The sequence below is a fragment of the Gordonia sp. McavH-238-E genome, from assembly GCF_022348225.1.
In the GTDB taxonomy this organism is placed as follows: Bacteria; Actinomycetota; Actinomycetes; order Mycobacteriales; family Mycobacteriaceae; genus Gordonia; species Gordonia terrae.
In genome coordinates, this window is the sequence record NZ_JAKRFE010000010.1 from 147,298 (window position 1) to 161,002 (window position 13,705).

Here is a 13,705-nt window from a genome sequence, read left to right on the forward strand (position 1 = left end):
GAGCCGTCGGCGCATCCTGAGGAGGTTTCGTAGTGGATTTGGCTCAGTTGCCAAACGAATCGTTTGGCCCGATCGACACGGGCAACACGGCATTCATGCTCGTGTCGGCCGCGCTCGTGTTGCTGATGACCCCAGGCCTCGCGTTCTTCTACGGGGGGTTGGCGCGAGGCAAGTCCGTCCTGAACATGATGATGATGTCCTTCGGCGCGCTGGCGTCGATCAGCGTCGTGTACGTGCTGTGGGGCTTCTCGATGTCGTTCAGCGACGGGATCACCGGTAGCAGCGACATCGGCGGGATCTTCGCGAACCCGTTCGCTCTGTTCGGGTCCGACCAGTTGATGAGCACGATCGGCGAGGGCGACACCGAGCTGTACGTCACCGGCGGCCTCTCGATCCCGGCGATCGTCTTCATGGGCTTCCAGCTGACCTTCGCGGTGATCACCGTCGCTCTCATCAGCGGTGCGCTGGCCGAGCGCGTCAAGTTCTCCACCTGGATGGTCTTCACCGTCCTGTGGGCGACGATCGTCTACTTCCCGCTGTCGCACATGGTCTGGGGCGGCCTGGTCGGCGGCGGCGGTCTCCTGGGTGCGGGTGAGGACGGCCTGGCGGCCAAGATGTTCGGCACGACCGACGGGGAGGCCAACGTCGCCCCGATCGACTTCGCCGGCGGCACGGTCGTCCACATCAATGCCGGCATCGCGGCGCTGGTCCTGGTCCTGATCATCGGCAAGCGCGTCGGCTTCGGTCGCACCGCGTACCGTCCGCACAACATCCCGTTCGTCATGCTCGGCGCCGCCCTGCTGTGGTTCGGCTGGTTCGGGTTCAACGTCGGCTCCGAGCTGGGCGCCGACCTCCTCGCCGGACAGGTGTGGGTCAACACCACCGCCGCGACGGCTGCCGCGATCATCGGCTGGCTCGTGGTCGAGGTCATCCGCGACAAGCACGCGACGAGCGTGGGCGCCGCATCGGGCATCGTCGCCGGTCTGGTCGCGATCACCCCGGCGTGTGGCTCGCTGACCCCGATCGGCTCGTTGATCCTCGGTCTCGTCGCAGGTGCGCTCGCCGCGACGGCCATCGGACTGAAGAACAAGTTCGGATACGACGACTCGCTCGACGTCGTCGGCGTCCACCTCGTCGCGGGCCTCTGGGGCACGGTGGCCATCGGTCTGATCGGCGAGGACGTGGGCCTCTTCTGGGGCGGCGATTACAAGCAGCTGGTGGTCCAGGTCGTCATCGCACTGTTCGCGCTCGTGTTCACCGCTGTTCTCACCGCGATCATCGCCTTCGCGCTCAAGCCGCTGGGTTGGCGCGTCAGCGATGAGGACGAGAAGACCGGCATCGACGAGGCGGAACACGCCGAGACGGCCTATGAGCTGGCATGACGCTCGAAGCCATTCGCTACTACGCTGAATCCTGTGGAGAGGGATAACTTATGAAGCTGATCACTGCAATCGTCAAGCCGTTCACGCTCGAGGATGTCAAAGCCGGGTTGGAGCAGGCCGGCATCCTGGGCATGACCGTGAGTGAGGTCCAGGGCTACGGACGCCAGAAGGGCCACACCGAGGTCTATCGCGGCGCCGAGTACTCGGTCGACTTCGTGCCCAAGGTCCGCGTCGAGGTCGTGGTGGACGACGCGGCCGTGGACAAGGTCGTCGATGTGATCGTCGAGGCCGCCCGGACCGGCAAGATCGGTGACGGCAAGGTGTGGGTGTCGCCGGTGGAATCCGTGGTCCGCGTCCGCACCGGTGAGCGCGGCGGCGACGCTCTGTAGCGAGCCCGTGCTGCGTTGACGAACTCCCGGTGAACGGCCCCGTGCCCGACGACCAGTCGGACGCGGGGCCGTACCGTTCGACAGCTCGAATCATCTCTCTCCCACACACTTTGGAGGCAGTCGTAAGCGCCGCAGACCTGGCCAAGACCCGACGGCAACTCACCGAGTCCGGCCGCTCGGGAAAACTCGATGCACCGGCACTGCGCCAGGTGCTCGTCGACCTGCACGAGTTCTGGCTGACCAGCAAGGGTGCCGAACTCGGCATCAAGCCGCACAGCGGTTTTGCGATCGTCGCCGTGGGCGGGCTCGGCCGCGGTGAGATGCTCCCGTACTCCGACCTCGACCTGATCCTGTTGCACGACGACATGCCCGTCGAACGGGTGTCCGAGGTGGCCGATGGGCTCTGGTATCCGTTGTGGGACGCCAACATCCCGCTCGACCACAGCGTGCGGACGGTGCCGCAGGCGCTGCAGGTCGCGGGGGATGACGTCACCGCGGCGCTCGGCTTGCTCGAGGCCCGCCACATCGCGGGTGACGAGGATCTGTCCACGCTGCTGATCGGCGGCGTCCGTCAGCAGTGGCGCAACGACATCCGCACCCGGTTCCCCGAAGTCGTCTCCCACGCCCAGGACCGCTGGCGGCGCGCCGGCGATATCGCGCACCGTGCCGAACCCGATCTCAAGAGCGGCCGGGGCGGGCTGCGCGACGTGCAGTTGCTGGGAGCGCTTGCGATCGCGCAGCTCACCCATGGGATGGCGAGCCTGCGGCCCGACTCGCCCGGTGCCGGACCGCAGGTCGCCTACACCAGGCTCCTCGACATCCGCACCGAGTTGCATCGCATCGCCGGACGTCCCCGCGAGCACGTGCAGGCGCAGGACGCCGACGAGATCGGGGCAGCACTCCGGATCGGGGACCGGTTCGACCTCGCGCGGGTCATCAGCGACTCGGCCCGCACCATCAGCTACTCCATCGACGCCGGCCTGCGGACAGCAGGCAACGCCCTGCCGCGTCGCGGTCTGGCCAAGCTGCGGCGCTCGCCGCTGCGTCGTCCGCTCGACGAGGGCGTCGTCGAGCACAGCGGCGAGATCGTGTTGGCGCGCAACGCGATCCCGAGCAAGGATCCGGGACTCATCCTGCGGGTGGCGGCGGCGTCGGCACGCACCGGTCTGCCGATCGGCGCATCGACGCTGAGCCGGCTCGCCGACTACGCGCCGGAACTGCGTGAGCCGTGGCCGGCCGAGGCTCGCAGCGACCTGCTGGTGCTGCTCAGTTCGGGGCACCACATGGTCGATCCGATCGAGGCCCTCGACCGCACGGGTCTGTGGGGCCGGCTGCTGCCGGAGTGGGGCGCCGTCCGCGACTTGCCGCCCCGCGATGCCATCCACACCTGGACCGTCGACCGTCACCTCGTGGAGACCGCCGCGTACGCGAGCGCGATGACCACGCGGGTGTCCCGGCCCGATCTCCTCGTACTCGGCGCGCTCATCCACGATCTGGGCAAGGGGCGGGGTGCCGATCACAGCATCGTCGGCGCGGATCTGGCCGTTCAGGTCGGCAACCGGTTCGGGCTCTGGCCCCAGGACGTGACGATCCTGTCGGACATGGTCCGGCATCACCTGCTGCTGCCCCAGGTCGCCACCCGCCGCGACCTCGACGACCCCGCCACGGCCGAATCCGTCGTCGAGACTCTCGGGCACAACCGTGTTCTCCTGGAACTCCTTGCCGCACTTGCCGAGGCGGACTCGCTCGCCACCGGACCGGGGGTGTGGGGGGAGTGGAAGGCCTCGCTGATCCTCGACCTCGTCCGCCGGTCGATGCGGCTCATCGACGGGGAGACGCCGAGCGCTCCCGATCCGCTGACCGCCGAGCAGCTCGCCACCGCGGCCGAAGGTGATTTCGCGGTGCGGCTCGTCCGGGCCGAGGGCCAGCACACCTATCGCGTCACCATGGTCGCGCCCGATCAGCCCGGCCTGCTGTCGAAGATGGCCGGGGTCCTCGCCCTCGGCGGGCTGCGCTCCCACTCCGCCTGCGCTCAGAGCGCCGACGGCAAGGCGATCAACTCGTTCCTCGTGGTGCCGATGTTCGGCAGTCCGCCCGATGCCGGACTGCTGCGCCAGCAGCTCATCGCCGCGATCGACGGCAAGATCGACGTGCTCGCGCGGCTCGACGCGCGCGAACGGGACTCGCCGGTCCCGACGATCGGCACGGTCACCACGATCCCCGGCACCGTCGTGACCATCGGCGCCAGCGCCGGCAGCACCGATCCCGAGGTGGACGGGGCAGGCCATCCGAAGAACGCGGTTCCCGCGCTGTTCGCCGTCGCGCCGCCACGGGTGACGTGGCTCGAGGCGCCGGCGGGGGAGGCAGTGCTCGAGGTCCGCTCGGACGACCGGATCGGCCTGCTCAGCCGGGTCAGCGCGGTCCTGGAACGGCACGGCGCCGACATCCGGTGGGCCAAGGTCGCGACCCTGGGGGCGACCGGCGTGGACATCTTCGGCCTGCGACTGGCGACCGACACCGACGCCGCGCGGGCGGAGCTGGCCGACGCCGTCGTCGCGGTCTGCCCGCCTCCGCAACCGGTGCGCGAGGAAGACGGCGACGGGCCACAGTCATACGGCGGGACCGGGCGGTCCGGAGTGCCGATCTCCTAGCTGTTCGGTCCCGGGACCCACATGGAAGGATGGGGCCATGTTCGATTCCCTCTCCGACCGGTTGACCGGTGCCCTGAAGGACCTGCGTGGCAAGGGGCGGCTCTCCGACGCCGACATCGACCGCACCTGTCGCGAGATCCGGCTCGCCCTGCTCGAGGCGGATGTCTCGCTCGCCGTGGTCCGGTCCTTCATCGCCCGGATCAAGGAGCGAGCGAAGGGCGCAGAGGTCTCCGCGGCGCTGAACCCGGCGCAGACGGTCGTCAAGATCGTCAACGAGGAACTCATCGGCATCCTCGGCGGCGAGACCCGCCGCGTGCGGTTCGCCAAGAACCCGCCGACCGTCATCATGCTGGCCGGCCTGCAGGGCGCGGGTAAGACGACCCTCGCCGGAAAGCTGGGCAACTGGCTCAAGCAGCAGGGTCACACGCCCCTGCTCGTCGCCTGTGACCTGCAGCGTCCGGGGGCCGTGTCGCAGCTCCAGATCGTCGGCGAACGCGCCGGCGTCCCGGTGTTCGCGCCCCATCCGGGCACGAGCGTCGGCGGCGACGGCGTCCTCGGTGTGACCTCGGGCGATCCGGTCTCGGTCGCGCAGGCAGGCGTGGACGAGGCGCGGGCCAAGCACTACGACGTCGTGGTCATCGACACCGCCGGTCGCCTGGGTATCGACGCGGAGCTGATGAAGCAGGCGTCCGACATCCGGGATGCGACCTCGCCCGACGAGGTGCTCTTCGTCGTCGACGCCATGATCGGTCAGGACGCGGTGACCACCGCCGAGGCCTTCGCCGACGGTGTGGGGTTCACCGGCGTCGTGCTGACCAAGCTCGACGGTGACGCACGCGGTGGTGCGGCGCTGTCCGTGCGCGAGGTGACCGGCCAGCCGATCATGTTCGCGTCCTCGGGCGAGAAGCTCGAGGACTTCGACGTCTTCCACCCCGACCGCATGGCCAGCCGCATCCTCGGCATGGGCGACGTGCTGTCCCTCATCGAGCAGGCCGAACAGCACTGGGATGCCGAACAGGCCGAGGCCGCGGCCGCCAAGATCACGCAGGGCGAGCTCACCCTCGAGGACTTCCTCGACCAGATGCTGATGATCCGCAAGATGGGACCCATCGGCAACATCCTGGGCATGTTGCCCGGCGCGGGCCAGATGAAGGACGTGCTGTCGCAGGTCGACGACAAGCAGCTCGACCGGGTGCAGGCGATCATCCGCGGCATGACGCCCGCCGAGCGTGACAATCCGAAGATCATCAACGCCTCCCGCCGCATCCGGATCGCGAACGGCTCGGGGGTGACGGTCAGCGAGGTCAACCAGCTTGTCGATCGGTTCTTCGAGGCCCGCAAGATGATGGCGCAGATGTCGGGACGCATGGGCATGGGCGGGATGAACCGCAAGTCCAACCGCAAGAAGGGCAAGGGCAAGAAGGGCGGCGGAAAGAAGAGCACCGGCCGCGGCCCCACGCCGCCGAAGGTCCGCGGCGGCTTCCCGGGCATGCCCGGGGGAATGCCGGCCGGGTTCCCGGACCTGTCGAACATGCCGGCCGGCCTCGACCAGCTGCCGCCGGGACTCGAAGGTCTCGACGTGTCGCAGTTCCAGCAGCCCAAGAAGAAGAAATAGTCACGTGGGCGCGAGCAGGGACGGGATGGGAGCGCCGAAGCACTACCGCGGCACCGACCCGCTGACCGCGGAGCCGGTCGAGTTCTGGGTCAGCGGTGACACCATCAGTGCGACACCGGTTCCCGACGCCGAGACGGCCGTCGACGGCGGCTGGATCCTGCCGGGCCTCGTCGATGCCCACAACCATGTGGGCATCGCCCCCGGTCTCGGGGTCGACATCGAGCAGGCCCGCGGCTTCGCCTATGCCGATGCGCGCGCCGGCACCCTGCTGATCCGCGAGGTCGGGTCGCCGCTGGACACGCACCCGCTGGACGACGATCCCGCATGCCCGCGCTTCATCCGATCGGGCAAGCACATCGCGCGACCCAAGCGATATCTGCGCGACTACGGCGTCGACCTCGACGATCCGAACGAACTGGCCGCCGAGGTGGCCCGGCAGGCGCAGGCCGGCGACGGCTGGGTGAAGATCGTCGGGGACTGGATCGATCGCGAGGTCGGCGATCTGGCCCCGCTGTGGACGCGAGCGCAGATCGAGTCGGCGGTCGCGGTCGCGCACGAGCACGGTGCGCGGATCACTGCCCACGTCTTCGGAACCGACGCCCTGGTCGACCTGATCGGCGCGGGTGTGGACTGCATCGAGCACGGCACCGGACTGACCGGTGATCTCGTCGACCAGCTCGTCGAACGCTCGATTGCCTTGGTGCCCACCATGATCCAGGTCGAGAACTTCCCCGGGATCGCCGACGGCGCCGAGCGCTTCCCGACTTACGCCGCGCACATGCGGGCTCTGCACGCGGGTGCGCCGAGCGTGTTCGACGCCGCATATGAGGCCGGAGTGCAGATCTTCGCCGGAACGGACGCGGGCGGATTCGTCGAGCACGGTCGCATCGTGGACGAGATCGAGGCGCTGTCGGGCATCGGCCTCGGTCCCGCGGCCGCGATCGCGGCGGCGTCGACGGCGGCCCGAGGCTGGCTCGGTGCCGACGTCCTCGAAGACGGTCATCGTGCCGACTTCGTGGTCTACGCAGACAACCCATGTGACGATCTGGGCGCGCTGCGGCACCCGGTAGCAGTGGTGTCGTCGGGTCGCCACATCGTGTGAGCAACGCCACACGATGGCATCTGGTTGCTCTTCTTACCGCCGCGTAACGTAGCAACGGCGTTGCAACGGTTCGGCCCACGATGCCGACCAGTCCACGCCGGAATCCCTTCAGCCTGGGTCCGGCGACGCGGAACCGTCGGAGCCGGGGGTCGAGGGAGGCTCCGGCGGTGTCGTGATCTCGGACACCGATGAGCCGACACAGATGAGTGACGGAATGGCGGCGTGCGGCATGTGGTCGCCTTCGCGGGGTGGGTGACCACATGCCGGTACATCGGCCGCCTTCGTCGGCATGGACGCCGGTCCTGGTCGCCGGATTCGGTGTCCGCCGTCTGGTCTGGCACAATGGCTCGCTGGTTCGTCGGATCCGGTCACGGCCGCCCGACGGTCACACCGATACAGACGCAAAACCGGGTCCGCCATTCCGGGCGGTCTGCTGAATTGCGCAGTGACCATACGAAAGAGAAGTAGACATGGCTGTCAAGATCAAGCTCACGCGGCTCGGCAAGATCCGCAACCCGCAGTACCGCATCGTCGTCGCCGATGCCCGCACCCGCCGCAACGGCCGGGTCATCGAGACCATCGGCAAGTACCACCCGAAGGAAGAGCCCTCGCTGATCGAGGTCGACTCCGAGCGCGCACAGTACTGGCTGGGAGTCGGCGCGCAGCCGACCGAGCCCGTCGCCGCGATCCTCAAGGTGACCGGTGACTGGCAGAAGTTCAAGGGCCTGCCGGGCGCCGAGGGCACCCTGAAGACCGCCGAGGCCAAGCCGTCGAAGCTCGACCTGTTCAACGCTGCGCTCGCCGCCGCCGACAACGAGCCCGTCGCCGCCGCGACCACCCCGAAGAAGAAGGCCGCCAAGAAGGACGACGAGGCAGCCGAGGCGCCCGCCGCCGAGGGTGACGCGTGAGCGCAGTCGTCGCCGACGCGGTCGAACATCTCGTCCGCGGAATCGTCTCCAACCCCGATGACGTCCGGGTCGACCTCGTCACCGGCCGCCGCGGCCGGCTCGTCGAGGTCCACGTGAACCCCGACGATCTCGGCAAGGTGATCGGACGCAACGGTCGGACCGCGACCGCACTGCGGACCCTGGTCTCCGGAATCGGCGGACGCGGGATGCGCGTCGACATCGTCGACACCGACCGCTGACCGAGAACCCGAACACCGAACGCATCGTGGATCTCGTCGTCGGCCGTGTGGTCAAGTCGCATGGAATCCGTGGCGAACTCGTCGTGGACGTCCGCACGGACGAGCCCGAGATGCGTTTCGCACCGAACTCGGTGCTGCGTGGCCGTCTGCCGCGCGGCGCCGGGGAGCGGGACTTCACCGTCACAGCCGCCCGGGAACATTCCGGGCGGCTGTTGGTGTCCCTGGCCGGTGTCGCCGACCGGAATTCGGCCGACGCCCTGCGCGGCACGCTGTTCCTCATCGACTCCTCTCAGGTCGAGCCGTCCGACGACCCGGATGAGTTCTACGACCACGAACTCGAGGGCGTCCCCGTACAACTCGTCGACGGTTCCGCGGTCGGCGTCGTCGAATCGGTCCTGCACCTGCCCGGCGGTGAGCTGCTGTCGGTGCGGACCACCGACGACCGCGAGGTGCTCGTCCCGTTCGTGCGGGAGATCGTGCCGGGCGTCAGCCGCGAGCTCATCGTGATCGACCCACCCGACGGACTGCTGAATCCGGACTCGCTCGACGAGGCGCCCTGATGCGTCTCGACGTCGTGTCGATCTTTCCCGAGTACCTCGATCCGCTCCGAGTCGCCCTGCTGGGCAAGGCGATCGACGCCGGACGGATCAGCGTCGCGGTCCATGATCTACGAAACTGGGCCCACGACGTCCACCGCAGCGTGGACGACTCGCCCTACGGCGGCGGACCCGGGATGGTCATGAAACCCGAGGTGTGGGGACCGTGCCTCGACGAGGTGTGCCCCGACGACGCCCTGCTGATCGTGCCGACGCCCGCCGGTGTGCCGTTCACCCAGGAGACCGCGCGTCGCTGGAGCGCCGAGAAGCACCTGGTGTTCGCCTGCGGCCGGTATGAGGGCATCGACCAGCGCGTCTTCGACGACGCCGCCCGACGCGTGCGCGTCGAAGAGGTCTCCCTGGGCGACTTCGTCCTCATCGGGGGAGAGGTCGCGGTCATGGCCATGATCGAGGCGACCGTGCGTCTCCTCGACGGCGTGCTCGGCAATCCCCGGTCGCATCAAGAGGATTCCTTCTCCGACGGACTCCTCGAAGGTCCGAGCTACACGAGGCCGGTGAGCTGGCGCGGCCTCGACGTCCCGCCCGTGTTGCTCAGCGGCGACCACGCGAAGGTGGCCCGCTGGCGTGCCGAGCAGGCCCTCGAGCGCACGCGTGTGCGGCGCCCCGACCTGCTTCCGGACGCTGTGGACACCGCCACGGACCATCTGGGCGATTCCGGCTAGGATCTGCCGGAGAGTCGACTCGCAGGGGGTTCGGGGGACGATGCAGGGGTATTCGGCCATGGTCGACGAGCTCGACCGTCAGCGCACCGAACTCGAGCGCATCCGGAAGGTTCTGTCGCAGCTGACCTCTCGGGCCACCAGTCACGACCGGCTCGTCGCGGTGACGGTCGACGCACGCGGGCTCGCGGTGGACATCGCCATCGAACCCGCCGCGCTACGTCGCTACCGCGCGGATCAGTTGTCGACCCTGCTCACCACGCTGATCGCCGAGGCGGACACCGCCCTGCGCGTCCGTGTCGCCGAAGTGCTCTCCGGCGCACCGGATCTGGCGATCGACTACGCCGACATCCGCCTCGAGAGCGTGATGGCCGATGACGAATCCTGATCCGGTCGCCGGAGGACAGAACCACGCCGACCGGGTGAGCGCCGATCCCGCCGCGGCCGTCGCCCTCGCGCTGCGTCTTGTGCAGGCCGCCGAGGGGCTGGCGGCGGTGCGCGGCGAATTGACCACGCTGCTCCTCGACATCGATGCGGCGGTGGGCGCCGATGGCGCAGCCGGTGCGTTCCGGACGGGATTCGCGCCGGCGGCCACGGCGGTCGCCGCGTCCCTGCGGGACGCCGAGGAGCGACTCGGAGAACACCGTCGGGTCCTCGAGACCGGCGTCGACGCACTGGTCGGCGCCGACGCCGACGCGTCCGCGCATCTCGGCCGGAGCGCGGCGCGATGACGCCGGGCGAGGCCGAGCGGATCGCGGAGGGGCTGGCACCCGGGGTGTGGCCGAGCGCCGACGCCGTCGCCCTGCACGACTCGGCGCAGCGCGCCCGCGCGCTGGCCGCGACGCTGGACGGCCTCGCCGAGACGGTGACGTCGGCGATCGGGTCGTACACGGCCGGCGACGCGATCGCGGGCCGGTTCCATGAGGCCGTCGTGGGCGGGCTCGGGCGCACTGCCGGCGCCGACCTGCCCGGAGCGGCGGAACGACTCCGTGCGCTGGGGACGTCGTTGGACGCCTATGCCCGGACGGTGACCGACACCCGACAGCAGATGGCGGTGATCGCATTGATCGCCGACCGCGACGCGCGGCGGGCCGAGGTGAACGCCGCCGTCGGAGACGACACGTGGCGGGTGGAGGCCGCGGGTACGGGCCGGATGGCACTCACCGCCGCCGGTGACGACCACACCGAACGGTCGGAGGACGCGGGGCAGAGTGCCGGCGCGCCTGCGGCGACGAGCGGCATGATGCCGATGATGCCGCTCGGGGCGATGGGCGCGGCAGGAGCGGTGGCAGCCGGCGTCGGGGGTCTGGCCGGTGCGCGGGCTCATGCCGTCCACAGTGGGGTCGGCGCGAGCGATCTCACCTGGCTGCGGACCCGCGCCGAGCGACTGCAGACAACGGTTCCGTCGTCGATCGCCGGGTGGTTCCGGACGGCGGTCGGGTTGGGGACCGGTGACCGCGGTACCCGGGTGGTCGTCGTGGGGACGAACGATCCGCAGCCCTACCAGCGGGCCGGCGTCGAGCTCGCCGACGACGAGGCGATCACGGCCAACGGGCGGGCGCCGGAGCTCGCGATCCTGGACCACATGGTGCACGCCGGTGTCACGCCCAGGGCGATCGCCGCGGCGACCCCGATGGACGCCGCCACCATCTCCGCCCTACAGGCCGAGGACGTCGTGGTCATCGGGCCGCGCGCATAGCCACTCCGCGATTTCGTCGGCTCGGGGTGTCTCTGGCACAATAGTCGGGTTGCCTGTCGACGATGCCCCGGCCACGGGGCCGTCCGCGACCGCGATGTCAGTGACACCGTCGACAGTGACGCCAACGACTCGGAGCACGAACCGGTCGAGCCCTCGGGCCGCCAGGTTCCTCTGCTCAACGTTTCCCGCCAGACAAGGACCACGACACATGAACACGCTCGACTTCCTCGACAAGCAGTCCCTCCGCGACGACGTGCCGGACTTCGGCCCCGGCGACACCCTCGACGTCCACGTCAAGGTCATCGAGGGCAGCAAGGAGCGCGTGCAGGTGTTCAAGGGTGTCGTCATCCGCCGCCAGGGTGGCGGCGTGCGCGAGACCTTCACCGTCCGCAAGGTGTCCTTCGGCGTCGGCGTCGAGCGCACCTTCCCCGTGCACAGCCCGAACATCGCCAAGATCGACGTCCTCACCCGCGGTGACGTCCGTCGCGCCAAGCTGTACTACCTGCGCGATCTGCGCGGCAAGGCAGCCAAGATCAAGGAAAAGCGCTGACGCGTCTAACCTGACGAGGTGGCCGACACACAGCGACCCCACGATGCACCCGACGGTGACCGCGACGAGGACGCCAAGCGTCCGTGGCGATTGAAGACCGACCGGGACGACCCCACCGACGACCGCGGAAAGCGTAAGTCCGGATCGGGCTCGCTCCTACGCGAAGTCGTGATCATCGTGGGGTGCGTCCTGCTCCTCACCTGGGTTCTGCAGACCTTCATCGGTCGGCAGTACGTGATCCCGTCGGAGTCGATGGAGTCGACGCTCATCGGCTGCGACGGGTGCACCAACGACCGCATCGTCATCGACAAGCTGACGTACCGGTTCGGCGATCCGCAGCCCGGTGACGTCGTCGTGTTCAAGGGTCCGTCGGAGTCGTGGAACGGCGCCTGGGTGTCACCCCGGTCGACGAACCCGGTGATGCACAAGGCGCAGGATGCCCTCTCGTGGTTCGGGTTCGCGCCACCGGACGAGAACAATCTCGTCAAGCGGGTCATCGCCACCGGTGGTCAGACCGTCGAATGTCGCAACGACGAGGGTGTCGGCGTCAAGGTCGACGGGCGACCGCTGCGTGAGCCCTACATCGACATGAAGCTCCAGGAGGAGACGGTCACCTCGTTCGGCCCCGGCGTCGCCGGGCCGGGCAACCAGGTGCCGCCGTGTCTGGGTCCGGACTTCGGTCCGATCAAGGTCCCCGAAGGCAACGTGTGGGTGATGGGCGACAACCGGCTGAACTCCCAGGACTCCCGGTACCACGTGGACGACCAGTATCAGGGCACGGTCCCGGTCAGTGACATCCGCGGCAAGGTGCGCTTCATCATCTACCCCTTCTCGCGGATCGGTGGTGTCGGTTCGTTCAATCCGCAGCAGTGATGGGTGCACTGTGACGACTCGATGGCCTCCGCGCTCTCCCGTCCGCCGCGCCGCGGGGCTGCGGACGTTCGAATTCGCGCTGCATCGCCAGGGCCTCGGACCTGTTGCCGGCGTCGACGAGGCCGGTCGCGGTGCCTGCGCCGGGCCGCTCGTGGTCGCGGCGTGTGTGCTCAAACCCACGCAGCTCGTCTCGCTGGCGGAACTCGACGATTCCAAGCGTCTCTCCGAGCGCACGCGCGAGGGTTTGTACCGCTCGGTGACGCGCTACGCCCAGAGCTGGAGCGCGGTGGTCATCGAGGCCGCGGAGATCGATCGCATCGGGATCCACGTCGCCAACATCGAGGGCATGCGACGTGCGGTGGCGGCGCTCGACGTGAAACCCGGATACGTATTGTCCGACGGCTTCGCGGTGCCGGGACTGACCGCGCCGTCACTGCCGGTGATCGGGGGAGACGGGGCGGCCGCGTGCATCGCCGCCGCCAGCATCATCGCCAAGGTCACCCGAGACCGCATCATGGTCGCGATGGACGACGACCTGCCCGGCTACGACTTCGCCATCCACAAGGGCTACAGCACGGCGCTGCACATGTCGCGCATCGACGCGGCAGGCCCCTCACCCCAACACCGCATGTCGTACCGTAATGTCGCGGCACGTGTGGTCACCAGCGCAAACGACAACAGGGATAGGCTGACAGGATGAGTGCTGAGGATCTCGAGAAGTACGAAACCGAGATGGAACTCTCTCTGTACCGCGAGTACAAGGACATCGTCGGGCAGTTCACGTATGTGGTGGAGACAGAGCGGCGCTTCTACCTCGCCAACGCGGTCGAGATGATCCCGCGCAACACCGACGGCGAGGTCTACTTCGAACTCCGCATGAGCGATGCGTGGGTGTGGGACATGTACCGGCCCGCGCGTTTCGTCAAACAGGTTCGCGTGATCACGTTCAAGGACGTCAACATCGAAGAGCTGGAGAAGTCGGAACTCCGCCTGCCCGACGAGCCCTGATCGAGATCGAAAC

General features: G+C 68.8%; 16 protein-coding genes. All 16 read left to right on the forward strand.

All coding sequences use genetic code 11. The features are described 5' to 3' along the window. Window positions 1-32 precede the first annotated feature (32 nt). Window positions 33-1,382, forward strand: coding sequence for an ammonium transporter (locus MHN80_RS17100; protein WP_004572307.1), 1,350 nt, complete (start codon window positions 33-35; stop codon window positions 1,380-1,382). A gap of 50 nt (window positions 1,383-1,432) precedes the next feature. Next, a complete protein-coding gene (locus MHN80_RS17105; RefSeq protein ID WP_004572306.1) occupies window positions 1,433-1,771 on the forward strand; it encodes a P-II family nitrogen regulator in 339 nt (112 codons plus the stop codon). 29 nt (window positions 1,772-1,800) lie between these two features. Then, window positions 1,801-4,422: a [protein-PII] uridylyltransferase gene (locus MHN80_RS17110; RefSeq protein ID WP_374206381.1), complete on the forward strand. Its 2,622-nt coding sequence runs from the start codon at window positions 1,801-1,803 to the stop codon at window positions 4,420-4,422. A 37-nt stretch (window positions 4,423-4,459) separates the two neighbouring features. Further along, the gene (gene ffh, locus MHN80_RS17115) at window positions 4,460-6,037 is read left to right on the forward strand and encodes a signal recognition particle protein (RefSeq protein WP_239402747.1); all 1,578 of its coding nucleotides are present in this window, start codon (window positions 4,460-4,462) and stop codon (window positions 6,035-6,037) included. Window positions 6,038-6,062: 25 nt separating this feature from the next. Next, window positions 6,063-7,139 (forward strand): amidohydrolase family protein, encoded by a 1,077-nt coding sequence (locus MHN80_RS17120; RefSeq protein WP_239402748.1) that lies wholly within the window; start codon window positions 6,063-6,065, stop codon window positions 7,137-7,139. Window positions 7,140-7,609: 470 nt separating this feature from the next. Then, window positions 7,610-8,047, forward strand: coding sequence for a 30S ribosomal protein S16 (gene rpsP, locus MHN80_RS17125; protein WP_004572302.1), 438 nt, complete (start codon window positions 7,610-7,612; stop codon window positions 8,045-8,047). Next, the gene (locus tag MHN80_RS17130; RefSeq protein ID WP_004572301.1) at window positions 8,044-8,286 is read left to right on the forward strand and encodes an RNA-binding protein; all 243 of its coding nucleotides are present in this window, start codon (window positions 8,044-8,046) and stop codon (window positions 8,284-8,286) included. The genes rpsP and MHN80_RS17130 overlap by 4 nt, the downstream gene beginning before the upstream one ends. Window positions 8,287-8,312: 26 nt before the next feature. Continuing rightward, window positions 8,313-8,846 (forward strand): ribosome maturation factor RimM, encoded by a 534-nt coding sequence (gene rimM / locus MHN80_RS17135; RefSeq protein ID WP_004572300.1) that lies wholly within the window; start codon window positions 8,313-8,315, stop codon window positions 8,844-8,846. Then, window positions 8,846-9,565, forward strand: coding sequence for a tRNA (guanosine(37)-N1)-methyltransferase TrmD (gene trmD, locus MHN80_RS17140; RefSeq protein WP_239402749.1), 720 nt, complete (start codon window positions 8,846-8,848; stop codon window positions 9,563-9,565). The genes rimM and trmD overlap by 1 nt, the downstream gene beginning before the upstream one ends. A gap of 40 nt (window positions 9,566-9,605) precedes the next feature. Then, a complete protein-coding gene (locus MHN80_RS17145) occupies window positions 9,606-9,950 on the forward strand; it encodes a YbaB/EbfC family nucleoid-associated protein (RefSeq protein ID WP_064571062.1) in 345 nt (114 codons plus the stop codon). Further along, window positions 9,937-10,293 (forward strand): hypothetical protein, encoded by a 357-nt coding sequence (locus tag MHN80_RS17150; protein WP_239402750.1) that lies wholly within the window; start codon window positions 9,937-9,939, stop codon window positions 10,291-10,293. The genes MHN80_RS17145 and MHN80_RS17150 overlap by 14 nt, the downstream gene beginning before the upstream one ends. Next, window positions 10,290-11,261, forward strand: coding sequence for a hypothetical protein (locus MHN80_RS17155; protein WP_239402751.1), 972 nt, complete (start codon window positions 10,290-10,292; stop codon window positions 11,259-11,261). The genes MHN80_RS17150 and MHN80_RS17155 overlap by 4 nt, the downstream gene beginning before the upstream one ends. A gap of 208 nt (window positions 11,262-11,469) precedes the next feature. Next, the gene (gene rplS / locus MHN80_RS17160) at window positions 11,470-11,811 is read left to right on the forward strand and encodes a 50S ribosomal protein L19 (RefSeq protein WP_004572295.1); all 342 of its coding nucleotides are present in this window, start codon (window positions 11,470-11,472) and stop codon (window positions 11,809-11,811) included. Between the two features lie 18 nt (window positions 11,812-11,829). After that, window positions 11,830-12,684, forward strand: a complete 855-nt coding sequence (lepB, locus tag MHN80_RS17165; protein ID WP_004572294.1) for a signal peptidase I — start codon at window positions 11,830-11,832, stop codon at window positions 12,682-12,684. A gap of 10 nt (window positions 12,685-12,694) precedes the next feature. Continuing rightward, window positions 12,695-13,384: a ribonuclease HII gene (locus MHN80_RS17170; RefSeq protein WP_004572293.1), complete on the forward strand. Its 690-nt coding sequence runs from the start codon at window positions 12,695-12,697 to the stop codon at window positions 13,382-13,384. Next, on the forward strand, window positions 13,381-13,692 hold the full coding sequence (locus MHN80_RS17175; RefSeq protein WP_004572292.1) for a DUF2469 domain-containing protein: 312 nt from the start codon (window positions 13,381-13,383) through the stop codon (window positions 13,690-13,692). The genes MHN80_RS17170 and MHN80_RS17175 overlap by 4 nt, the downstream gene beginning before the upstream one ends. Window positions 13,693-13,705: the final 13 nt, after the last annotated feature.